Here is a 23088-nt window from a genome sequence, read left to right on the forward strand (position 1 = left end):
CGGCTCAGGGGCCGGACGCTGCCATTGGCACGGATGCTGCGGCCGTCACGAACAGATCGGGCCCGGAATCCGGGAATCCGCCACAGGCGCGATCGCCGGGTGCCACCGGGTCACAGGGCCACTGCGCGCGCGCGACCTTCTCGCGCAGCTCGAAGCGATCACCGGTCCAGACCACGAACGCGATGTGCTCACGGTTCCAGTCACTGTAGGCGCGCGGACCACCCTTCTGCGCCGACTCCGGGTATTGCACGAACCAACGCATGGCCGGGCCGTACTGCAGCTTGCTGTGGTCCAGGCTGATCCGGCCCTCACGCGACAGCTGGCGCGCACGATCGGCCTCCGTGACCGGGGGCATCGTCGGCATGGCATCGGCGGTCACATCCCTCGGCGCCGCATCCCCGCGGACCTGGTACACACGCTGGGCTACATAAGCCTCGCGGCAATCACCCGCTGGCACACGAACCGGCTCCGCGCCGTACTCATCACGGTTGGCGACCTGGTCGCTGCAGGTGAACGGCGCCGACACCAGATAGAACGTGCTGTCGGCGTCGCGCCCTTCCAGCGAACGCACCCAGATGTCGCCCATCCGCACGATGAAGTCCGGGCGCTGGCCATAGCCCGGCACAGCCTTGAACCAGGCCTTCTGCCGCACCTCACGCTCGCGCCAGCTGCGCGGCAGGTGGATGTCCTGCGCGGGCAGCGCGACCAGCAACGCGGCCAGATGCGCCGGCATGGTGCCCTGGCAGGCGCCAATCAGCAGGTCGCCCTGGGTCGCCAGCCGCCCGGCCAGATCCACCGGGCAGCGGGCACCGAGCGCCCGCTCGGTCGCCTGCTCTGGCGGCAACGGCACGATGGCCAATGCGGGCGGAGCGGGCGCTACTGCGGGAACGGTTGGCTCGACGGAGGCGGGCGGTGCAGCCACAGGTGCCGCCGCTGCGGGCGCAACGGGCGCCGGCGCCGGATCCGCAGCCGGCGCCGGCTGCGCGTCCACCCGCGGTGTCGCAGGGCGAGTCACGGCAGCCGGCACTTCGGGAGCGGGCGCCGCGACAACGGCGTTGGCCGCCGCGGGCGCTGCAACGGGCGCCGCCTCTGCAGGCGCCTCAACGGTAGCCTCGGCAGCGGGGGGCGTCCCCACCACAGGTGCCGCTGCCTCCTGAGCCTGTGCCGACGCTGCGGCAAGTCCAAGTGACAGCAGCCAGAGCGGCGGCAGGCGGCGCACGGATGCAGTGCAGCGGGCAGCGGCGTGCCGGGTATTCGAGGGAACGATTCGCATGTGGTGTCCTTACGAGTGGGTTTCCATGTCGGCGCCAAAGGGCGCCACGCGTCGTACGTAAAGCGCCGGCGGGCACTCTGCCCGCCGGCATCAGGTGCTACAGGGATCGAGAGCGCTGCTCCTGCTCGCGGGCGAGCGCGGCCGCGAGGTCCTGCTGGGCGACACTGGCGGCCAACTGCTGGCTGCTCTGCGCCAGCGGCTGCTGCGCCGCCTGTTCGCGCTCGACCGAAGCGCGCAGCATGGCCGGGTCACCCAGCGCGCCCTGCACGGCAAACAACGTGCGGCCGTCGTTGCCAGCCAGGAGATGATCGATGCGCGACATCCCCGCCTTCTGCGCGCTCAGCGCCAGTGCGCCGGCAGCATTGTCCAGTTCCTGCACGCTGCGCAGACCGCTTTGTGGTCCCATCTGCTGCAGATGGTGGCGGGCGCCCTGGAACAGGGCATGCCCCGGCGCGCCAGGCTGCGACATGTCGCGCACGGTGGCCTGCTGGGCCGGCGCCCCGACTTCGCCCCGCTCCAGCCGCGCCATCACATCAGGCGTCAACTTCTGCTGCCACACCTCGAATCGCTGCTGGCGGGCCTCGATGCCGTTCAGGCCACCATTGATCGCGCGCGTCGCTTCGCGCACGTCCTCGCGCGCCGCTTCCGGCACCCGCGTCTGCCACTGCCACACGGCAATGCGGCCTGCCTGCTCGGGCTGCGCGGCCAGTTCCGGGTGATTCACCAAGTCCAGATCCAGCGCCTTGCCGGCACGCTCGTAATTCTCCTTGCCGACCAGAGGCAGATAGCCACGGCCGTGATACTTCAGCGCATCGCCAGGCGCGTCATTGCCCATACGCCCGCCATACATCAGTTCGGCCAGGTTCTCCGGCCGCCCACGCAGCGCCTCCTGGCGCGCGCTCTCAAGCGCACCATTGCCATTGCGCCACGCCGCTTCCACCGGGATCTGCGAGATACCCCGGGTGAAGTTGAAACTTTCATTGAGCCGGCTCAGGCCACGGGACTCGTGCCCGGCCTGCGCCATGAAGTTGGCCAGTTCCCGGGACGAGGTCATGCCGGCCTCCGTGGCCTGCCGCAACAGCTGCGACTCCCTATCCTGCGACACGGTGAAACTCCTGCTCGATCATCGTTGGATACTCCCGCCTCCTCACCGGCATGGCACTCAGGGCAAGCTGACGTCGGCGACGACGGACGGATCGAAATCCTCGAACCGCACCCGGCCAAGTTCGGCAGCCGAGAAGTCACGCGTATGGGTGGCCTCGGTCTCGGTGTCGACCACCCTGCGCTGCACGCCATGCACCCAGCACGCCTGCTCGGCAGGTGCATACCGGAACGTGTAGACGCTGCTCCAGCGTTCGCGACTGCCGCCGTTGGTGATCACACTGAACGCACCATCCTCGATGGTCACGTACGCGAAAGGATCGCCGGCAATGCCTCCCCGGGTGGAACACGGCACCAGCTTGTCGTTGCGCGCCGCCAACTGCCATCGGCCCGTGGCGTCGCCCAGCAGCAGCAACAGCACCCGGTTGGGACCGTGCTCGCCGGGCAGCAAGCCCTCCGGAGGAGGTTGGTCGATCACCAGGAGCTGGTCCTGGAAACCATTGCCGGTCAGATCACCGCGCACGGCTTCCAGCAGGTTCGCGCCGGACGGAACGAACGCCAAGGCATTGTCCATGTGTACGCCACTCCCCTTCTCCATCCCCTGCAACTCCTTCAATCCCGTCTTGCCAGTTCCCGAGCGGAGGCCGGAAACGGGGCGATGCCTCGCACGTGCCCTGCGGCCGCCATGGCGGATGATAGCCCCGAGCCCACGGCAACCGCGATGGTGGCAAGCGTCACCCGCATCGCGGGGGGACACAGTCCTCATGGACGGAAAAGCTCCTGCGTTCGATGGCACCGGCGCGTCGGGATTTTGACGCGCACGCAGCTTACTTCGAGGAGGCGGCGCTCGTCGAAGGGGGCTTGGGATGAAAAGCGCACTTGATCACAGAAAAAGCGCGGTTAACGTGAATGGATGCCCACTTGGAGATGACGGCAGCGCTGATCAGGCACTTAACACTCGTGCAGACGCAAGCGGAACGGGGGCGGCGAACACGGATCGGGTGACACACGCCACGCAGTCATCGTCCCCGCAAGCGAGCCCGAGCTTCAATGTGGAACGGAGCCCAGCCGTAGCTGAGAACCGCACGCGTCTTCAATTTTCCGGCGGGCAAGAAGCCGGGTGATTAAGCCATGGATTGAATCCGGAGAGCACCGTCTCCCGACGCATTCACCACCAGTTGAACATGCTCAAGCGGGCAAAGCGCTTCTGAACAAAACTGACGCTCGTTCCAAGTAACGACAACTCAAAGATCAGGGGCCGTAACGAACCCGCCCGAACACAAGCCCCATTGCGGCGCTCGGCATCAGTCGTTTGCGGTGAAAATTTCCAAAGCCTTGAAGCACTACGGCCGGGCCAACGAAACAACCAGCGCGCTAGCCCGGCGCTATCCTCGCTTCAATTCCGCACATACTCAGGAACTGAGCACGCGGTGTACACGACATGGCATCCCTGACCCCCATCCCTTATACAAAGACGAGTTGCCAATTGAATTGCTTCATCAACAGTCGCCTTTCCACCAAAGCTGGTGCCGCCGGAACCCGAACTGGGGACCACCGCAGCAACGCATTGATTCTCGTAGGAGAAAGAAGTTCGACAGGCACGACCACCTGATTGCCGGCATTGCATCACAGCCTCTGCCTCTGCGTCAGACTTACTACGCCTCCCGGTAGACACTCCAGACGCGCCCTCAGGAGAAACAGAGATCGCACCCCACGTTTTGATCCACTTCCCTGCCGGTTGCGGCGTCTTGAGCGATCCGTCACCCGCCCCAGGGATCGGAGCGCAGCCGCCTACTCCTTGGCCGCCAATCGGGTACTGTCCAGGCGGACAACGCCCCTCCGCATATGCACTTGCAGAGAACGCGAGCAGCAGAACTAACAGGATCACTTTCTCAATTTTCATAAGCTCTACTCAACGACCAAGACAATTCGGTGCAACGGCCATCATGGAGGAAGGAGGACCTAACGATTTGCTCCCCGAAGACCCGTCTCCTGTACTCCAATCGTCGAGTTTTGCGGCAAACCCATGCGTGATACTCCAGCGGTCGCATCCTGAGTACCGGTTGAAACACCAGCATTGGCGGTTGCCCGTTCGGGCCCGGCGCCGGCGCCAAAGGGCTGCCACCTATCTGAGAATATGCCATGAAGCTACCCGAGGTGCCCTGGAAGAACATGGCTGCCATTGGGGGCGCAGTCGGGAAACGCGTCGTTAAGATCGGACCTATGCCGCCCTGCCAGATCGTCGATTGGTCATGTTACCGGTGGACGCGGCCGTACGCGGGAACCTCTTCACAATCGCTGTCACGCATAACGGGGCAGACACGCGGGTCAGCGTGTGCAGCACCATCGACACCATGACCACAGGAATCGCCCTCATGCCCAAGGGCGTTTGCTGCATGCAGAATCAGTCTGACCTGACAATTGGCGACATTTCCGGTTGGCAGAAAGCTAGCGTCCGAGGCGCGCAACCGAAAAAGGAAAAGGCATTGATCAGGCCCCTTTTTCTCGAAAAATCACAGCATAATTGTAACGAGCAACAGAGCTCTACTGCCGCTAGAACTCACATCAACGGAATGACTTGAACTCAGACATGCTACATGCCGAATAGATCAACTCACAGCGCGCAGCATTACCATGCGCTTGGCATTCACGCAGCGAATTCGTTTTTGCCTCACTCTCCGATGGAGCTCTCGACGAATATGTTGCCCCCCCTTTCATCCTGAACTCACTTACTTCTGGCCCAGCGAGTGCAACACATTGATTGTGGTACTCCATTAAGATTTTACAACTCGCGCCCCCAGCTTTAGCACACTGCGAAATTGCGACCGAAGCCGCCTCTCGCTTCGAAGCCCTCGACTCCGAGACGCCGATTGCGAGCATCGCCCCTTGCGCAGGAGAGGTATCCTGAGCAATCGCTCCCCAGCGAGTCTCCCATCTCCCGGTAGGTACAGGAGCACTTGGCTGAGCACTGCCTTGACTCTGGCCGCCAGGAATCGGCGCACATCCACCAACCCCCTGTCGATCATCGCCAATGGGGTACTGACCAGGAGGGCAGCGCCCTTCCGCCCACGCGAACGAGGGAGCGATAAGCAGATAGACCAGAAGGAACATTCTTTTCATGGCAGTCAACTCCAAACAATCAACTCAACTTCCAGCGCTCATTCCAGCGTTCCCGAATTTGCCTACCTGCTGCTGCGCACCTTGACCCGCATTGTGGCTGCCCATGACCGTATATCCAGCGCCAGCCCCTGAGGCTCCACTTGCTGTGTTCGCACTACTGCCGTCCTTCGTCTGCGCCGGCGTATAACTACCCGGCGGCTGCCCATTCGGGCCCGGCGCCTGCGCCACCGGGCTGCCACCTATCTGCGAATATGCCATGAAGCTACCCAGCGTGCCCTGGAAGAACATGGCCGCCATTGGGGGCGCAGTCAAAATCAAGGTAGTCAGGATCAATCCCATGCCGCCCTGCTGCATCGCCTGACTGGTCATGCCGTCACTGGACGCGCCCATGAGCGGGAACTTGTTCACAAGCGCCGTCATCCAGAACGAGGCCGACACGCGGATCACCATGTCCAGCGCGATCGAGACCATCGCCGCCAGCACCGCCATGGAGAACATGGTTCCAATACCGTAGAACAGCCATCGCTGGAACAACTGCTTGGTCTGATCGAACAATAGACTAAGGATGAACTGCGCCCCGAACCAATCAACTCAGCGCCAAAGGCAGAAGCTAGTAGACAAATGAATTACAGAACGACGTTTTATCTCCAAGAGTAATCACCTCGCGCTCACGTTGACCGAACCCGTGGACAACAGCGCCCACCCTTGGCGCAACTTCGCCATCTCAAGCGAAAGCGAAAGCGAAAGCGAAAGCGAAAGCGAAAATAGAAATGGCCCACGTCTTAGCGGGCCACCCCTAAAATAAAAAAAGCAGACCTTCAGTATGCAACCAAGCCCAGCCAGTGTCAGGAATCACATCAACGGAAAGACTTGAACTCAGACTCACTACAGGCCGAGTAGATGACGCTGCACTCGGTACCATTCGCAGCCGCCTTACATTGTTCCAATGCGTTACGCCTTGCAAGCTCCAAGGTTTCCGCGCGGGCAGCTATCGAGCTTGCCGAAGTCGCGCCTTTAGGAGTATCCGCAAGCGCCACGCACTGATTGTTGTAAACGATGAGAACCTGGCACTTCTGCCCTCCTCCCAAACGGCATTGATCCAGAGCCACAGAGATCGCCTCGGACTTGCTTTTGCGAGATTCCGAAACGCCTGTAGCGCTGACGACCCTACGAGCATTGGCGCTGGAGTCTTCCGCAATCGCGCCCCATCGCTTTTCCCACTTCCCAGATGGAGCGGGTGCGGTCGGCGATGACGAAGAATCAGCTCCCCCCGGAATCGGGGCACACCCAAGAACACCCTGAGCACCACCCACGGGATACTGGCCTGGCGGACACCTGCCCTCGGCATATGCCGCTGCAGGAATCGACAAAATCGCCAAGAGCAACAGAGTCTTCATCATCTTCACCTTCAACGAAAAACGGGTCTTCATTTCACCAACGCGTTGCCCAAGGCACCCGGCGACTTGGATTCAACATGCTGATTTTGACCAGAACCCATCACCGAGCGCCCTTCAAGTTGCGGAGAGGGACCACTGGACCCCTGCGATGAATTCTTCTCCTGCGCGGGCGTGTAGTAGCTACCCGGCGGCTGCCCATTCGGGCCCGGCGCCTGTGCCACCGGGCTACCGCCTATCTGCGAATATGCCATGAAGCTACCCAAGGTGCCCTGGAAGAACATGGCCGCCATTGGGGGCGCAGTCAGAATCAAGGTCGTCAGGATCAATCCCATGCCACCCTGCTGCATCGCCTGACTGGTCATACCGTCACTGGACGCGCCCATGAGCGGGAACTTGTTCACAAGCGCTGTCATCCAGAACGAGGCCGACACGCGGATCACCATGTCCAGCGCGATAGATACCATCGCCGCCAGTACCGCCATGGAGAACATGGTTCCAATGCCGTAGAACAGCCATCGCTGGAACAGCTGCTTGGTCTGGTCGAACAGAAGGCAAAGAATGAACAGTGGTCCCAAGCCGATGAACAGGGCCATGGCGACCTCATACAGCAGCAACATGGAACCTGCCGTCACTGCAGGTCCGCCCGTGCCCAGGCCGATGAACCACATCGCGCGGGTCTTGTCAGCCTGCAGCTCGGGATCATTGAGAATCTTGATCCCATCGATGCTGGACAGCGCCACCTGCATCCAGGCAAGGCTCTTGTCGATCTGCGCCTCGGGCTTCTCGTCCTTGCCGGTCACAACGTGCGTGATCAGCCCCTTCACGTCTTCCGTCAGGAATTCATGGAGGTCGCGACCGAACATGCCCATGCTCGTCGCCACCGCCACGATCAGGGCTGGCGTTCGTCTCTTGAATCACCAAGGCCATCATTGATGAGCCGATATCCCTTGAGCACTTCCCACGAAGTGAGCCCAAGCTTAACAATCCAATGCGCGCTCAGCGTATACGCGCATCATCAGAAACACACCCACAGGATTGCACGCGGGATAGCGGTACGGCCTGACGAACTTGGAGGCGATTCGCGACATCATATTGAGGAGCCCAACTGAATTAAGCCTTCTCAACTAAACGGACGCCACTTAAATCTAGCGCCAACGCGCACCACCCGTCAGCCCCAGACCCCACCTGCCAAGCAGGCATACTTGCAAGCCAGTCTCAAAATTCGCTCACGCTGAAGTTCCACTAGTACTCCTGAAAAATCGGATCAGAGCATGCGGAATAAAATACTTTACACCCTGCGCTTCCCCGCTTTGTGCATTCATCCATTGCAAGTTTCGTCGCGAGAGCCTCCGTCTCGGCTCGCCACGTCACCGCTCCTCCTCTTTCGAGACTCGAAGGGGTAACCATTGCAGCGCATTGGTTTTTGTAGGACATCGTCACTCGGCAATCACTAGCGCCTCCGCGGGCACACTGCGAAATAGCTTCTTTTTCTGCAGCGCCTTTCGAACTCTGACCCGTTGATGCACCGGCATCACCGCTCGGAGCAGTGGCAATAGCTCCCCAAGTTTTCAACCAGCGGCCTGTTGGCCTAGGCGCCGCCGTTGCATTCGCCCCACTGTCCCCGCCCGGAATCGGTGTACACCCCCCCCACGCCCTGCCCACCAATGGGATACTGTCCGGGTGGACAACGACCTTCTGCGCTAGCGGACGGAGCATCCACCAAGAAGAGGATCAACAGCAAAGACAGCATCGAGGCGTACGCTGCTACCAGTTGCTTCGCCCTGAATTTATTCGCTGCACGCATCACAATCACCTTGGCTCTATCTCGGTTTATTGCCAATCCCCATCCTGCCTGGATCATGCTCGGGCGTGGAGTTAGAAGGACCGGTGAACATCTTTGTTGGAGCACCAACTTCATTAGCGCCTTCACTTCCCTTGCTCGTCGAAGGCTTATCCGGCGTGTAGTAGCTACCCGGCGGCTGCCCGCTCGGGCCAGGCGCCTGTGCCACCGGGCTGCCACCTATCTGCGAATATGCCATGAAGCTACCCAAGGTGCCCTGGAAGAACATGGCCGCCATTGGGGGGCGCAGTCAGAATCAAGGTCGTCAGGATCAATCCCATGCCGCCCTGCTGCATCGCCTGACTGGTCATACCGTCACTGGACGCGACCATGAGCGGGAACTTGTTCACAAGCGCTGTCATCCAGAACGAGGCCGACACGCGGATCACCATGTCCAGCGCGATAGATACCATCGCCGCAAGAACCACCATCGAGAACATGGTGCCTATGCCGTAGAACAACTACCTTTGAACAGCTGCTTGGCCTAGGCAAACAGCAGACAGAAGATGCACAGGGACCGCAGGACGAAGAACGAGGCCCAAAGCGACCTCGTACAGCAAACGCTCTGAATGTTGGTTTGGTCAATACTCGCTAACAAGCCGTAATGCGACCTCTAACAACTCATGCCTGTACGCCCCGGTCGCACTTCGCTCAGTAAGACTTGAAGAGCGGCTCAGTGCAGTCGGTATAGAGCACCTTGCATTGCCCAATGCTCTCCTTACTGCACGCAGCCAGCACATTCTGGGTTGCACTTTCGCGCGATGCTCCCGTGTTCGTCCTTACCTTCCGTCCTTCCTGCGCGGTCGCGTAGGCAACGCACTGGTTCTTGTAAGTTGTCAGGACTTTGCAGTCGGTCGCCCCATACTGCGCACATCGCTCTTGGGCTTCTGTCTCGGCTGCCGACTTATCCTTATGACCCTTGGATGCCCCCATGTCACCGGACGCAGGTGACAGAGAGATGGCACCCCACGTCTTGATCCAACGGCCGTCGGGCCTGGGCGCAGATGTGCCGCTCTCCCCCCCAGTTGGAATCGGGGCGCACCCACCGACACCCGGGCCACCGATTGGGTACTGACCTGGCGGGCAACGCCCTTCTGCAAATGCTTGGCCGGCAGCTACCAACGTAATCATCAGAAGAATCACGCGCGAAGCCAAAGACATATTTACCTCTTCATCAATTGCCGCTGATCTTATTCGCAGCCCGGAGCCCAGTCTCCTGGGGGGACAGCAGCCCCCCTTGCGGAACAGTGAGCCTGCCATTCCCAGCTGAATTACTGGTTTCCGGATTGACAGAATCCTGCTTCGAAGGAGCAGCTGGTGTATAGGTGCCGGGTGGACGCCCATCCGCACTCGGAGTAGCGGCTGCGCTACCACCTATCTGCGAATATGCCATGAAGCTACCCAAGGTGCCCTGGAAGAACATGGCCGCCATTGGGGGCGCAGTCAGAATCAAGGTAGTCAGGATCAATCCCATGCCGCCCTGCTGCATCGCCTGACTGGTCATGCCGTCACTGGACGCGCCCATGAGCGGGAACTTGTTCACAAGCGCCGTCATCCAGAACGAGGCCGACACGCGGATCACCATGTCCAGCGCGATAGATACCATCGCCGCCAGTACCGCCATGGAGAACATGGTTCCAATGCCGTAGAACAGCCATCGCTGGAACAGCTGCTTGGTCTGGTCGAACAGAAGGCAAAGAATGAACAGTGGTCCCAAGCCGATGAACAGGGCCATGGCGACCTCATACAGCAGCAGCATTGAACCTGCCGTCACCGCAGGGCCACCCGTGCCCAGGCCGATGAACCACATCGCGCGGGTCTTGTCAGCCTGCAGCTCGGGATCATTGAGAATCTTGATCCCATCGATGCTGGACAGCGCCACCTGCATCCAGGCAAGGCTCTTGTCGATCTGCGCCTCGGGCTTCTCGTCCTTGCCGGTCACAACGTGCGTGATCAGCCCCTTCACGTCTTCCGTCAGGAATTCATGGAGGTCGCGACCGAACATGCCCATGCTCGTCGCCACCGCCACGATCAGGGCGGCGCGCGCCATGTTGGTCACCAGGATCATCATCGAGTCCCGGCTGCGGCCGGTGACGATCCGATAGCCCTGTACCAGCACCCACAGGGTCATCAGGGTCAGCGCGATGCCGCCGACCCACGTCATCATGTTCTCCATCAAATGGAAGCCGAACTTGCCAATCCTGTCGCGCAGGTAGTCAAGAATCAGCTTGAAGAACACGAAGTCGCCGATCGACTGGATACGCACAGCGTGCTCCATCAGATCCTGGAACCCGCCCGAAAAATCAAAGTTGGCAATCGACCTGATCGTCATTCCTGCAATCCCTTGGTAATACCGCTTTTGCACCGGTGGCCGCCCCTTGCACTTGCTCTGGCCACCCCACCGCCTGCCTCAATCGATGGACAGTGCAGCCTTCAGCGCGACTGTCTTCACCAGATCGCTCGCAAGGGTCTTGGTGGGATCTCCCTTGAGCGCCGCCTGTGCCACAATCTTCTGGTTGGCTTCCATGACTTCAATGTAGGCATCGTAAGAACGCATGCGTCCTTCCCAGCTCTGCGCTGCCACTTCCAGGTTGTTGGCCATGCGGGTCGCTTCGCTGTCCGAACCCTGGACGTTGCCCTGATCATTGCTGAAGATGCGCAGATCGAATATTTCCTTCAGGCCCGACTCCATCTGGGGAATGGACTGCGCGAGGAACATGACCGAATCGTTGTACTTGCGATTCTGCATCATGCGGATGTTCACGCAGATCTGGGTCTGCTGCTCCTTCATGTCACCGGTCGGATTGAACACAAGACTCTTGAAAAGATCGCCGGGCGAGAAACTGCTCTTGCTGCCACAGGTTTCCGCCACCAGATAGTCCGCAGGCACGGGTACCAACGGCTGCCCCTCCGGCAGGCCGATCTTGCGCATCTGAGCCTGCACCTTCACCAGCGCCTGAGCGTACTGGTCCAGCGTCCTTTTCCAACGCTCTGCCTGCTCGGCATACTCGGCAGCGTCGGCCGCGTAACTGGTGATCGAGTTCTTGTACTCATAGATGGCCTGCATCAGGTTCGAGTAATCAAACACCGGCCAGCCTGCGTTCGCCGTCGTGGTTGCCAACGACATCACGGCGCCCAATGCCAACGCGCTCAGTCGAGTGCTGCGCGGCATACCGGCCTTCTTCCTGTTCTTGCTCAGACTGTTCATCATCGTCTCCATAGTCGGTCGTTCAAGAGCGTCGGGACACCCGACTCATGCCACGGCCTCAGCACTCGCCGTCTTGCCCGAACCCTTTCGATTCTTGTAGAAATCTTCCAACCACTGTTCCGGCGTGAGCTCGTCCACGGTGATCCGATTGCGGACTGCAGCCGTCTGCAACACCCGATGCATGATGTCGATGTTGTCGGTCGAGGCCGAGATCACCGACAGGATGTCGTCCATGCCACGCAGGTTGAGCTGGCACACGCTGGAGGCATGACCCTGCTTGACCAGGAAGCAGCGCGAGCGCTCGTCCAGGGCGGTAACCACCCTGAACTCGGCCTCGGTCAGCTTCAGGCCGTCCATGTAGTCGCTCTTGCTGGCGTTCGGGTTGGGCAGAAGGATCAGCGTGGCGGTCTGTTCAATCAGCGCGGCGGAGATGTCACTCTTCAGTGCATCTTCCGGGCTCTGCGTTGCGAAGATGCCCAGACCGTTCTGCTTACGGATGGTCTTCTGCTTGTTCTTCGCGAATTCCTTCAGGCCACCCTCGCCGTCCAGGATCTTCCAGAATTCGTCCATCACGTAGATCAGCGGACGACCATCGATCAGCGACTCCAGGCGGTGCAGCAGGTAATTGATGACCGGCACGCGCACTTCGGGGTTGTCGATGATGTCGGTGTAGTCGAAGCCGATGATGTTGGCCTTGCTCAGATCAACGGTGTCGACCGGATTGTCGAAGACCCAGCCCAGCGAATTGCCCGAGGTCCAGCGGCGCATGCGCGCGTACAGCCCATCGTCACCCATGTTGGGCAGGCTCTTCTGGAAGTTGGTCATGCTGCGCAGGTGCATCGGCGTATCGAGCATGCTCTCTACAGCGCGATAGATATCCTCTTCCTCGCGGGCACTGTACTCACGCTTGCCGGCCAGCACCTTGATCAGGTCGGCGAGGAACTGGACGTTGGCTTCATTGTTCTCGCACTGGAACGGGTTGAAGCCGGTTGGCGCACCGTTCTCCAGGGCCAGATAGTTACCACCGCAGGCGCGCACGAAAATCTCCGCACCACGGTCCTTGTCGAAGAAGAAGATGGTCGGCGACGGCTCGTACTTCTGAACCTGGCTGAGCAGGAAGTTGATCAGCGCGGTCTTACCGGTACCGGACTTGCCGATCACCATGGTATTGGCGATCGCCTTCTCGCCCAGCGAGTTCTCTGACGGATGGGTCGCGTGGAAATTGAAGTAGTACGGCTGGCCGTTGGTGGTCTGCAGCGTGGTGACGCAATCGCCCCACGGGTTGTTGTGCTGCTTGCCGGTCGCGAAGTTATGCAGCGGCGACAGGCCCAGGAAGTTCAGCGAGCTGACATTGGCCAGGCGGGTGCGGTAGCGCCAGTTGGCCGGCAGCTGGGAGTAGAAAGACGAGGTAACCGCCAGATCTTCCTTGGTCGATACAAAACCGGCATTGGACAGCTCGGCGCGCGTCGTGGCCACGTTCTGCGACAGCTTGGCCTGGCTGTCGCCGTAGACTGCCATGATGAAGTGATACTCGCCGAGCACGAAATTACCCGACGAGAGCTGATCCATCGCCTGGTCCAGCTCGACGATCTGGCTGACTGCCTTGTCGCCGGAGGAGATCATCATGCCCTTGGTGCGGTCGAGCACCTTGAGCGCGTCCTGACGCCCCATCGGGCTGAACGAATGGGTGATGACGTACTCGTAGTCCAGGTACTTCAGGCCGTTGAGGATGCCCGGGTAAGTTCCCTCGGCATACTCCTTGATGTTCAGGATGGCGCCGAAGTGGTTGGCACCATTGGGGGTATTGATGACGAAGTCACCGGTCTTGGACGAGAACATGTGCCGGCTGACCGGCAGGTAGTCCTTGATTGGTGCCGACAGCACCGGGACCGGCTCGTCAATGCGATTGATCAGGTAGCCGAACAGCTCCAGCGTTTCCGAGAACACCACGCCATTCTTGGCCTCATACATGCCCAGGCGATACGGCGCGTAGTCGCGGATCACGGCCTCGACGTTGCCGGCCAGTTCCATCAGCTTTTCGACTGCCTGCTCCTGCTCCGCGCGCAGCTTGTCCACGTTCGCCGACTTCTCGACGAAGCGCTTACCCGCCACCACCGGGCGGTAGATCATGGTCAGGTACAGTTCGTTCTGCATGATGCGCTGCGAGGACAGCATGCCCATGTACTGGTCGGACACGTCCTGGTTGAAGCGCTGCTTGTAGTTGCTCTTTCCCTTCAGCGTGCGGCGACGACGGATGTCATGCACCCAGAACGCCACGTTCACGAAGTCGGGAGCACGCAGCGTCTGCAGCAGGCGGTTGAACGTGTTGTGGCGATGCTCCAGCTCCCACTCCTCACGGCCGACGAACGGCAGCCCTTCCAGATGCCAGGTCAGCAGGTAGTCGCCGCCCGTGGTCTTGACCACGTTCGGGGCGACGTGCGACGACAATGGAATGAACTCGCTGATGGAGGTGTCTGGGCTGAACATACGACTGCTTCCAAAGAGGTACTGCCAAGAAGTTTCAACAGACCCGACGGGCGCTTGCGCCCGCCGGGCCGGATCCGGACCTCAATCCATTCGGGCCGGCTTGTCGCGGTAATGGTTGGGGTTGAACACCCACATGCCATCGTGTTCCTGCACGTTGCGGACTTTCAGCTTGAACATCAGGCGCAGGCCCAACAGGCGGAAGATCATTTCGTCACGCTTGGCCATCTGTCGCATGATGAAGACCGCCACCGGAATGGTGAGCAGGAACCAGAAGTTCGTATACATGCTGAGCAGCAGCAACCCGCCTGCCACCATGAAGAATGGCAGGTAAGGCACACCCAGGAACATGGCCGGGCGCGTGCAGCCGCGGAACACGACGTTCTTATGCACTGTAGTACTGGATCGCGTTTTTGATCAGGTAGTAGCCAGTGCTGGTACCAGCACCGCACTTCCCATCACTACCTTCGCCCAGCAGCATGCGTGCGATCTGGCCAGCGGCACCGATCAGCACGCCACCGATCAGGATCGGCGCGACGTCACCGATGCGCTTGTGCGCGAAGGCGATCTGGTAGCCGGCGAAGATCACCGCAATGGTCACCACGGCGATTGAGGCCATGTTCAGCAGGCCGTTGATGTTGGAGAAGAAACCGCAGACCTTCTTGTCGGTGCCGCCGAAGTCGGTGCCGGTGGCGAACACCTGCGGGGCGAACAGTGCGCCAACGAAGATCGTGGCCATCAGCAGGGTCTTCAGCGTGCGCTGGGCCTGGACGAGGTCGAGATTGGATCGCTTCATGGATTGATTTCCTTGTTGATGGACTAACACAACTGAATCGGCCAGCCGGGGGACTGGCCGCACCACGACTTCGTCAGAACACGAAGGCCGCATCCCCTGCGGGAATCTGTTGCACCGGTGCGGCCTGCACCGGCGCGTTGTACGAATTGTCGGCACCCGCCACAGGCTGGTTACGCTCGCTCCAGGGCCGCAGCATCACGGGCCCCTCATTGCTGGCACCGGCGGCGCCCGGCAACTGCTGCGGCATGGCCATGGCCTGCGCAGCACGCTGCTGAGGCAACTGCTGCGGCATACCACCGGACTGTTGCTGCGGATAGGCGGCCCCTTGGCTGGGTTGCGCCTGAGGCTGCATCATCCTGTCCACCGAACCCAGCACCACCTTGGACAGCGCCTGGTCGGCGAGATTCAGCAAACTACCCCGCGCCATCGCCCCGGTGGACGGGTACACGACATAGGCGCGTGCGGGATCTTCCGACGGCACGTACACCGGGCCGTTGGATTGAGCAACGATGCGCGCCTGCGCCGGAGAGGCCAGCTGCGGATGATGTTCGACCTTCACGCTGCGGCGCTCGCCGCGGCTCACCACGTCGATCGGCGCAACACCATTGCTGGCAACCTGCTGGCCGCGGCGGATCGAGTCGTAGATCTTCTGCACGTAGCCGTGACGGAAGCCGGTCTCGAAGTTGCCCGAGTAGTAACAGCTGAACGACTTGCCCCAGTCACCACCGGAGCGCTTGTAGCACTCGGCGAGAATGCGCGAACCGGCCTGCAGGTTCGGGCACTGCTGGAAGGCCTTCTCGTACGAATCCAGCCCGTATTTGCCCAGGTTGTAGCGATTGACCTGGGCCAGCCCGATCGAGAAGTTGTAGCCCTTCTCTTCCAGCATGCGCACCGTCGCCAGCGCTTCATCCAACGCCTTGGGCTGGCGCACCAGTGCACCGCCGACCACGCCGATGGCGTAGGGATTGCGCGACGATTCGACGTTGATGACGTGCTGCATCACATCCATCGACACGGCCATCTCCGGGCACGCCATCATTTCCAGTCCTGGCAGCATCCCTCAGCCCTCCTGCCCCTGGGCACGCCCAGGATTGAAGTCGATGCCGGTGATGTAGCGCGAGCCAGCATGCGCCTTGATATGCACAACGATGTCGATGGTCATCATCAACAGCCGCTTGATCACGTTGAACTCCAGGCCCGAACCTTCGGCTGAAGCCTTAACCATCAGTGCAAGCTGGTCCCAGGTCTGCTCCGGGCTGCCCGCATGGCAGCTGGTGATCGAACCCGGATGGCCGGACGCGCAGTTGCGGATGAAGTAGAACGCTTCGTCACCGCGCAGCTCGGCCAGGATGATGCGCTCGGGCTTCATGCGCAGGCAGGCTTCCATGCAGCTCTTGGCCGTCACATTGCTGGTGCTCTGCCCGCCCTTGGAATACAAAAGGTGCACCACGTTGGGCTGGGTCAGGAACAGCTCGCGTGCGTCCTCGATGGTGACCAGGCGCTCGTTGTCCGGGATATGGTTGACCAGCGCCTTCATGAAGGTGGTCTTGCCGCTGCCGGTCGCACCGGATACCACGATGTTCTTGCGGTACATCACCGCACGCCGGAAGAACTCGGCGTACTCTCGCGAATGACGCAGCTCCAGCAGCTCGCGATCCTGCTCGCTGATGCTGCCATCGCTTTCCAGGATCTGATTGAAGAAGCCGTCTTCGTGATACTGGCTGAGCGACTTGGTGTGCTTGGACGGCAGACGGATGGTGATCGACACCTTGCCTGCATCACATGCAGGCGGAATCACGAACTGCGCACGCTGGCCAGTGGGGAACGTGAGCGACACGACCGGATCGGCATCGGTGATGCGCTGGCCGGTGTTGCTCTCGTTCACCACCGCCGTGCAGAACTGCCGGGCCCGCTCGAAGGTCAGGCTCGGCACGTCCACCCGCTGCCACCCGGCCCGCGTTTCCAGGTACAGCTCACCGGGACGGTTGATGCAGATTTCCGTCACTTCCGGAGAGGTCATGTACTCGGCGATGCCCAGCACTTCGTACTGATAGCGCAGGAAATCGCTGGAGACGAGGGCGAGGGGTGACACTTCGGCGTCCATGATCGTTCGTTGGGTTACCGGCGGGGATGCAGCACGTTGGTGAAGTCGACGTCCTTGGCGACGTAGACGTTCACGATCGTGCCTTGGTTGATGGTGACGGTTGGCGGACGACGGTTGCTGCTGAGTGCCTCGTTGGCCAGGCGCTCCATCGTGCGTGCGGTAGCACTCTCGTAGGGCGACTGCACCGTCATGCCATTGTTGGCGATGGTCGTGGTCTCCGGACCGTGCTCGGCGGCCGCATACTTGAAGGCGTCGGAAATCAGGCTGATCATCAGCGCCGATGCGATACGGCTACCCCAGTGCGCGCTGTACTGGCCCGGATGACCGGCGCCACCCAGCTGATCCACGCCCGGGCTGGACATCGCAACGTCGATGCCATTCGGTGTGGTGATGCGATCCCAGATCACTTCCACGCGCTTGCCCATCGGACCGCCGCCGTAGGCGCCATAGATCTTGGAGCCCTTCGGCAGCAGCAGGTTGCGACCGTTGATCGAGTACACCGGCTCGGTCAGCAGGCACGAGGTGTAGCCGGCGAGGTCGGTGATGATGCGGGTTTCCAGCACGCAACGCAGGTAGGTGCCACGCACCAGCAGCGCATCGGGGCTTTGGATGTAGGTGGCGCTGGAGACATCCTCGACGTCCGGGCCGCGGCGAACCTTTGCGGGAGCGGTGTTGCCGTTCTGCGCCTGCAGCGTGGCGAGCATGGCCTGTTCGTAGGATGAAGGAGGACCCCCAGCCTGACCCTGCCCTTCACCCATGCCACCCACGCCACCGCCAGACCCGGCAATGCGGCGATCAAGCAGCGAGGGGCCACGCTCGATCTCGCGCTCCTGACGCGTGCCCATCATCGCTGGCGAAATGGCATTGCTCTCCTGCGGCGGCAGCGGTGGCAGCATCGGAATCGGGTCAGCGGGCTGCATCGCCTGCGACGGAACCGGATCCGTCTGCACGGCGTCCGGCAGCGTCGGCGTAGACACGCGCGCAACTTCCGGCACCTTCTGCACGGCATTCTTGTCATCCTGCCCCTTCCGGAACAGCAGGAAGCCCATGGCCACAAGCAGCAGCACGATACCGCCGAGGAACAGCAGCGCCTTGCGGTTCAACCGCTGCTCTTCGGCCGAGCGCAGCTGCGGCGCGGCCGCATCCAGATCCGGCGCGGGCTCGGCCTGGGTCGTGCCGAAGTAGGGATTCGACGGCGCGTCCGCCGCACCCTGTGCGCCGTACGGGCTCTGGCTCTCGTCGCGTCCGTTGTTCGGGTCGTTTCCGGGAGTGTTCTGCTGGCTCATTTCTTCACGTTCCTTCGCAGGCCGACGACGAAGTCGCCGTGGCGGATGACCAGGTACGGGTGCGTCCCGTGCACGATCAGCGTATTGCCTTCAACCGTGGTGTTGACCACGAAGTCTTCACCGTATTCCGTTTCACGACCGAACACCGCCGGGAAGATGCCGGTCTTGTACTCCGGCGAATTCGGCAGTTTCAGGTAGGTGAAACGACCATCGTCGTAGGCGTTGACCGGGATCAGCCACCCCATCTTCTTCGCCTTGCTCGTCGAATAGGAGTAGTTGAAGTTGTACTGCCGGTCCTTGGCCAGTTCCGAGCTCAACAACGGCTTGGCCTCTTCTTCGACCGCTTCCTGGGCGACGCCGAACACCGTGTCATTGGGATAGACGAAGGCGATCTTGTACTGCACGCCTGCGCGGCGGGCCTGCTCCAGCTGGCGCCAGTCGGTGGCCACCACCTTCAGTTCAAAGATGTAGGAATGGGTCTCGGTGCGCACCATCATGTTGGTGTCGACGTCGACGTTCTTCGGCTTGAGGTAGAACACGTTCTCGCGGCGGGTCAGTTCCCAGCCGCTGCTGAAGCCGGTGCTGTAGTCGAGGATCTTCTCGTTAGGGCTCAACTCGATCTGGGTGGTCAGGCCCAGGCCGGTGCGAACCGGATAGATGCGGTCCTTCTCGTACTCGTAGTGGTCAACCGCCTGCGCCATCGCCGCTGCTGAGAACAGCAACGACAACATCGACAGCAGCGCCAGCGCGCTTCCCCTGATATTTCGACTACTCATCGGTTGCTTGCTCCATCAGCAGTTCCGGTGGAATTGTTCTGCGCCGGCCTCATGGCCGGCTGTCCGGGCATGGCCTGCCCCGGCATTGCTTGCCCCTGCACCGGCTGACCCGGCATCGGTTGGCCCTGTACAGGCTGTCCCGGCATTGCCTGACCCGGTACCTGGCCGTTGGCTGGCACCGCGACCGGCTGGCCGGTGGCCGGGTCGATCATGGTGGCCGCGGCCGGATTGTTGGGATCGTAGACACCCTGCGCCTGCTGCGCGGCCTGCGCGGCCTGCTGCGCCTGTGCCTGCATGGCGCCGTCATCCGGCACCGGCACGCCACGCGAGTAGTCGTTGTCGACGCGGTACTCGGTGACCTGGAACGCCAGCGGATTGAGGATGCGATCCTGCTCGGACAACGCCAGGTTCTGGTTGTACTCGAAGCGCATCGTCACCAGCTGGTTGTCCAGGTAGGTAGAGACGCCGGTGCGCTTGTCCAGCAGGCTGCGCTGGATGCGCACCGAAGCGCCGCGGAAGCTGCCGTTCGGCTCGGCCCCCAGTGGCGTGATGCTGAGGATCTTGACCCGGATGGCGCGTTCGCGGCCATACATCACGAACGGGTTCTGCGGATTGTTGCCGGCATAGCGGACACGCATGGACTGCGCCACCGGATCGGTGGACATCACGAACACCAGTTCCCAGTCACGCAGGCCCATCACCGCCGAGTCATACGATTCGCGCGCGAGCACGTACTGGGCGACGTTGCTGCGATTGATCGCTTCGTTGGTGGTGATCGTCTCGCCCTGGAAGGTGCCACTCAGGCGCGCGACGGTCGCGGTACCCGTGTAGGCATCGGCCATCACCAGGAACGGCACCTTCTCCTTCAGCGGCAGCATGTAGTAGTAGCCGCCCGCCAGGGCGAGCGACATCAACAACGAGCCCGTGGCGACCCACCACGCGCGCCGCTCGCTGCGGCGCGCCATGTCGGCCACGGTGATCTCGTAGCTGACCGCCTTGGCGACCGACTGCTCGACCTTGGGACTATTGCCGGGATCCTTCTTGCGGAACATGGATTCTTCCGTACTGCTGAAACATCAATGGGCGTGGCACCCCTGCGACAGGCGCGGGGAGCGGCACGTTCGATGATTTCGAGGTGGACTCAGGTGCCGCTGTTGGAATCAGCGCCCTGCGCCGACGCGGTCGGCGTCGAGCCAGCGCTCTGCACAACGATCTGGTTGCCAACGATGGAGACGGAGATGCCCTGCGCCGCATAGGCTGCGGTCAGATCGATCACGGCCTGCTGTGCGTTGGTGGTGTCGATGTTCGAGACCGCGCCATACAGGGTGAAATCCGAGCTGAGGCGGTAGTCCAGCGTGCGCCCGGAATCCTTGGCCCAACGCTCGAGCATGGCTTTGAGCGTGCCATCCATCGGCGAGGCCTGGTAGACGTAGCTGGAGTACAGCGGAATTTCGGTCGTCGTCGCAGCAAAGCGGTTGACCGGCTTCCAGCGGCCTCCGAAATCCGGAGCGGACTTGGTGGCGCAACCGGCCACCATCAGCGCCGCCACTGCGGCGATGGACATTTTCGCGATAAACGCCTGATTCATACGGGCTTCACTTTGACGTACGAAAAAGCAGTCCCGAGCATTGGTCCCCTGGTCGTCCGGCGCTGCATCGCGCACGCCGGAATCGGAGGGACACGCTGTGTGCAGCGCACCCACTCCGGCTCCCCTGCAGCCCAAAGGCTGCCAACCAGGTCGCGGGGCCATCGGCGCAGCCGACAACACATCCGCATACCTCACCAACGTCGAAACCATCCTTGTTTCCATGGCACAAACTCCTGGCCACCCTGCTGCTACATCTTCGACATCCAGCACACACTTCTGGACGACATGCACAGGGTCGCACAACCACGCGTCAATTCCATGTCAGACAAGTCTGAAAATCCATGAACAAATGCCAAATTCTTGACCGAAATCACGAATTCACATTCTTAACTTCGAATCAAATTCACAAATTAAGCGTCGTGAATTAGACGTTCAGCATCGGAACGTCCACCTTCGGCAGCAGCCTCGAAGTGAAGTAGCGGTCCTTGTAGTAGCGGATCTTGTCGCACTTCACCGGATGCGGTATGCCCTCATACAGGAACACCTCCATGTCCGGCCCCATTGCCTTCAGCTCCTGCGGCAGCATCAGCGCGCGCCGTTCCTCGGTGAAGTTGTGGGTCTTCTCGCGGGCATGGGTGACGTTCTTCTTGCGCACCGTGGTGTAGCCCAGCATGTCCGAATAGTCATTGGCATCCTGTTGCTCACGCGGCGCGTACAGGATCTGCAGGGCATGGTTGGTGATGATGGTGCGTGACACTTCCCGGCCGTAGGTGGCGTCGAGCTGGGACATGCTCTGGATGATCGGCAGCAGGCGGATGTTGTAGCCAGCCATGTACGACACCGCCGAGGCGATGATCTCCACTTTGCCGATCGAGGTGAATTCGTCCATCAGCAGCAGGCACTGATACTTCAGGTCCGGGTTGGACTTGGGCAGTTCCTTGGTGTTGAGGTTGATCAGCTGGCTGAAGAACAGGTTGATGATCAGCCGGCTCTCGGCCAGCTTGTTCGGCTGGATGCCGATATAGATGGTCATCTTCTTCTTGCGGACATCGGTCAGCAGGAAGTCGTTGCAGCTGGTGGCCTTGTCCAGCACCGGATTGATCCAGGGATTGAGCGGTTCCTTGAAGGTGCCCAGGATCGAGGCGAAGGTCTCATCGGCCTGCGACAGCATGTTGGCGAACGCCGAACGGGCGTTGGCGCTGAGGAACGGCCGCTCCGACAGGGTCTTGAGGTACTTCTTCAGGTCGGTGCCGTCGCCGGAGGACAGCCGGTACACCGCACCGAGCGTGGGCGTGCCGGCGCCGCCCGGGAAACCGCTGCTGCGCTCGTCGTCCCAGTTCTCGAACAGGTACAGGGTGAAGGCCATGAACGCGTTGCGCGCCTGGCTGACCCAGAATTTCTGGTCCTCGGCCCCGTCCGGATACAGCATCGCGGCGATGCTCATCAGGTCCGAGACGCGGAAGGCCGGATCATCGGAGACGTAGCTGAGCGGGTTCCAGCGGTGCGTGCGCCGATCTTCGGCGAAGGGATTGAACAGGTAGATCTCCTGGCCCTGGCTGGCGCGCCAACCGCTGGTCAGGTCGAAGTTCTCCTGCTTGATGTCCAGCACGACCAGTGATTCGCCGTACTCCAGCAGGTTCGGGATGACCACGCCCACGCCCTTGCCCGAGCGGGTCGGCGCGGCCAGGATCACGAACTGCTGGCCATCCAGGCGCACCAGCTTGCCGCCATGGCTGCCGACCACGATGCTCTGGCCGGTCTTCTTGAACATGCCGTGCTTGGCCAGGTCGGCGCCGGTGGCGAAGCGCGCGTCGCCGTGCAGCGAGCGCTTGTCCTTCTTCAGCAGCAGCACCAGGCCGGCCACCAGCAGCACCAGCAGGGGCAGGCCGAAGCCCACGTAGCCAGCCCATTTGATCTTGCCCACGAAGGGCGCGACCTGCGGTTGGCCGATGGCGTGGACGTACTGGTAGTAGGTGTTCCAGGTGAACAGCTGGGTGTCCAGCCCCAGGAACAGCAGGGTCAGATAGCCGGAAAACACGAAACCGAGCAGCAGGGTCGCCAGCGTGATGATGGCGATGAGCAGATACTTCTTACTGGGCAACACCCGAATCCTCC

21 protein-coding genes and 2 pseudogenes are annotated in these 23088 nt (G+C 61.4%); all 23 read right to left on the minus strand.

Annotated features, from left to right (window positions below; translation table 11 throughout):
• Nucleotides 1-4: 4 nt before the first annotated feature.
• The 23 genes and pseudogenes from ACEPA4_RS12315 to ACEPA4_RS12425 all read right to left on the minus strand — a co-directional run bounded on the left by ACEPA4_RS12315 (nt 5) and on the right by ACEPA4_RS12425 (nt 23077).
• Nucleotides 5-1273, minus strand: a complete 1269-nt coding sequence (locus tag ACEPA4_RS12315) for a hypothetical protein (RefSeq protein WP_374082868.1) — start codon at nt 1271-1273, stop codon at nt 5-7.
• Nucleotides 1274-1370: 97 nt separating this feature from the next.
• Nucleotides 1371-2378 carry an XVIPCD domain-containing protein gene (locus ACEPA4_RS12320; protein ID WP_065186153.1) on the minus strand — a complete coding sequence of 336 codons (1008 nt, stop codon included), beginning with the start codon at nt 2376-2378 and terminating at the stop codon, nt 1371-1373.
• Between the two features lie 57 nt (nt 2379-2435).
• The gene (locus ACEPA4_RS12325) at nt 2436-2972 is read right to left on the minus strand and encodes a hypothetical protein (RefSeq protein WP_032954278.1); all 537 of its coding nucleotides are present in this window, start codon (nt 2970-2972) and stop codon (nt 2436-2438) included.
• Nucleotides 2973-3770: 798 nt separating this feature from the next.
• Nucleotides 3771-4277 carry a DUF4189 domain-containing protein gene (locus ACEPA4_RS12330; protein WP_081275803.1) on the minus strand — a complete coding sequence of 169 codons (507 nt, stop codon included), beginning with the start codon at nt 4275-4277 and terminating at the stop codon, nt 3771-3773.
• Between the two features lie 662 nt (nt 4278-4939).
• Complete coding sequence (locus tag ACEPA4_RS12335) at nt 4940-5494, minus strand: DUF4189 domain-containing protein (RefSeq protein ID WP_321573200.1); 555 nt, start codon at nt 5492-5494, stop codon at nt 4940-4942.
• A gap of 24 nt (nt 5495-5518) precedes the next feature.
• Nucleotides 5519-6073, minus strand: a pseudogene (locus ACEPA4_RS12340) (type IV secretion system protein); the annotation flags it as partial.
• Nucleotides 6074-6351: 278 nt separating this feature from the next.
• The gene (locus tag ACEPA4_RS12345) at nt 6352-6924 is read right to left on the minus strand and encodes a DUF4189 domain-containing protein (protein WP_081275804.1); all 573 of its coding nucleotides are present in this window, start codon (nt 6922-6924) and stop codon (nt 6352-6354) included.
• A pseudogene (locus tag ACEPA4_RS12350) lies at nt 6921-7846 on the minus strand (type IV secretion system protein). Before ACEPA4_RS12350 ends, ACEPA4_RS12345 begins: the two are co-directional and overlap by 4 nt.
• Nucleotides 7847-8133: 287 nt before the next feature.
• Nucleotides 8134-8607 carry a DUF4189 domain-containing protein gene (locus tag ACEPA4_RS12355; RefSeq protein WP_231109096.1) on the minus strand — a complete coding sequence of 158 codons (474 nt, stop codon included), beginning with the start codon at nt 8605-8607 and terminating at the stop codon, nt 8134-8136.
• Between the two features lie 327 nt (nt 8608-8934).
• Entirely contained in the window at nt 8935-9171 is a 237-nt protein-coding gene (locus ACEPA4_RS12360; RefSeq protein WP_231109097.1) for a hypothetical protein, read from the minus strand.
• A gap of 211 nt (nt 9172-9382) precedes the next feature.
• Nucleotides 9383-9991, minus strand: a complete 609-nt coding sequence (locus tag ACEPA4_RS12365; RefSeq protein WP_315974269.1) for a DUF4189 domain-containing protein — start codon at nt 9989-9991, stop codon at nt 9383-9385.
• The gene (locus ACEPA4_RS12370; protein WP_065186154.1) at nt 9906-11063 is read right to left on the minus strand and encodes a type IV secretion system protein; all 1158 of its coding nucleotides are present in this window, start codon (nt 11061-11063) and stop codon (nt 9906-9908) included. Before ACEPA4_RS12370 ends, ACEPA4_RS12365 begins: the two co-directional genes overlap by 86 nt.
• Before the next feature lie 78 nt (nt 11064-11141).
• The gene (locus ACEPA4_RS12375; protein ID WP_231109098.1) at nt 11142-11939 is read right to left on the minus strand and encodes a hypothetical protein; all 798 of its coding nucleotides are present in this window, start codon (nt 11937-11939) and stop codon (nt 11142-11144) included.
• Nucleotides 11940-11984: 45 nt separating this feature from the next.
• Entirely contained in the window at nt 11985-14426 is a 2442-nt protein-coding gene (locus ACEPA4_RS12380) for a VirB4 family type IV secretion/conjugal transfer ATPase (protein ID WP_235649336.1), read from the minus strand.
• Between the two features lie 81 nt (nt 14427-14507).
• Nucleotides 14508-14816 carry a type IV secretion system protein VirB3 gene (locus ACEPA4_RS12385; RefSeq protein WP_019660289.1) on the minus strand — a complete coding sequence of 103 codons (309 nt, stop codon included), beginning with the start codon at nt 14814-14816 and terminating at the stop codon, nt 14508-14510.
• A complete protein-coding gene (locus tag ACEPA4_RS12390; RefSeq protein ID WP_065186157.1) occupies nt 14809-15219 on the minus strand; it encodes a TrbC/VirB2 family protein in 411 nt (136 codons plus the stop codon). Before ACEPA4_RS12390 ends, ACEPA4_RS12385 begins: the two co-directional genes overlap by 8 nt.
• A gap of 73 nt (nt 15220-15292) precedes the next feature.
• Nucleotides 15293-16276 carry a lytic transglycosylase domain-containing protein gene (locus ACEPA4_RS12395; RefSeq protein WP_065186158.1) on the minus strand — a complete coding sequence of 328 codons (984 nt, stop codon included), beginning with the start codon at nt 16274-16276 and terminating at the stop codon, nt 15293-15295.
• A 3-nt stretch (nt 16277-16279) separates the two neighbouring features.
• Nucleotides 16280-17323, minus strand: a complete 1044-nt coding sequence (virB11, locus tag ACEPA4_RS12400) for a P-type DNA transfer ATPase VirB11 (RefSeq protein WP_049415061.1) — start codon at nt 17321-17323, stop codon at nt 16280-16282.
• Between the two features lie 14 nt (nt 17324-17337).
• On the minus strand, nt 17338-18609 hold the full coding sequence (locus ACEPA4_RS12405; protein ID WP_053500185.1) for a TrbI/VirB10 family protein: 1272 nt from the start codon (nt 18607-18609) through the stop codon (nt 17338-17340).
• On the minus strand, nt 18606-19385 hold the full coding sequence (locus ACEPA4_RS12410) for a TrbG/VirB9 family P-type conjugative transfer protein (protein WP_014037652.1): 780 nt from the start codon (nt 19383-19385) through the stop codon (nt 18606-18608). Before ACEPA4_RS12410 ends, ACEPA4_RS12405 begins: the two co-directional genes overlap by 4 nt.
• On the minus strand, nt 19382-20437 hold the full coding sequence (locus ACEPA4_RS12415) for a virB8 family protein (RefSeq protein ID WP_019660295.1): 1056 nt from the start codon (nt 20435-20437) through the stop codon (nt 19382-19384). Before ACEPA4_RS12415 ends, ACEPA4_RS12410 begins: the two co-directional genes overlap by 4 nt.
• An 89-nt stretch (nt 20438-20526) precedes the next feature.
• The gene (locus tag ACEPA4_RS12420) at nt 20527-20973 is read right to left on the minus strand and encodes a hypothetical protein (protein WP_032954281.1); all 447 of its coding nucleotides are present in this window, start codon (nt 20971-20973) and stop codon (nt 20527-20529) included.
• A 424-nt stretch (nt 20974-21397) separates the two neighbouring features.
• Nucleotides 21398-23077, minus strand: a complete 1680-nt coding sequence (locus ACEPA4_RS12425) for a type IV secretory system conjugative DNA transfer family protein (protein WP_061480696.1) — start codon at nt 23075-23077, stop codon at nt 21398-21400.
• Between the last annotated feature and the right edge of the window lie 11 nt (nt 23078-23088).

The sequence above is a fragment of the Stenotrophomonas sp. P2112 genome (genome assembly GCF_041897515.1).
Classification (GTDB): domain Bacteria; phylum Pseudomonadota; class Gammaproteobacteria; order Xanthomonadales; family Xanthomonadaceae; genus Stenotrophomonas; species Stenotrophomonas sepilia.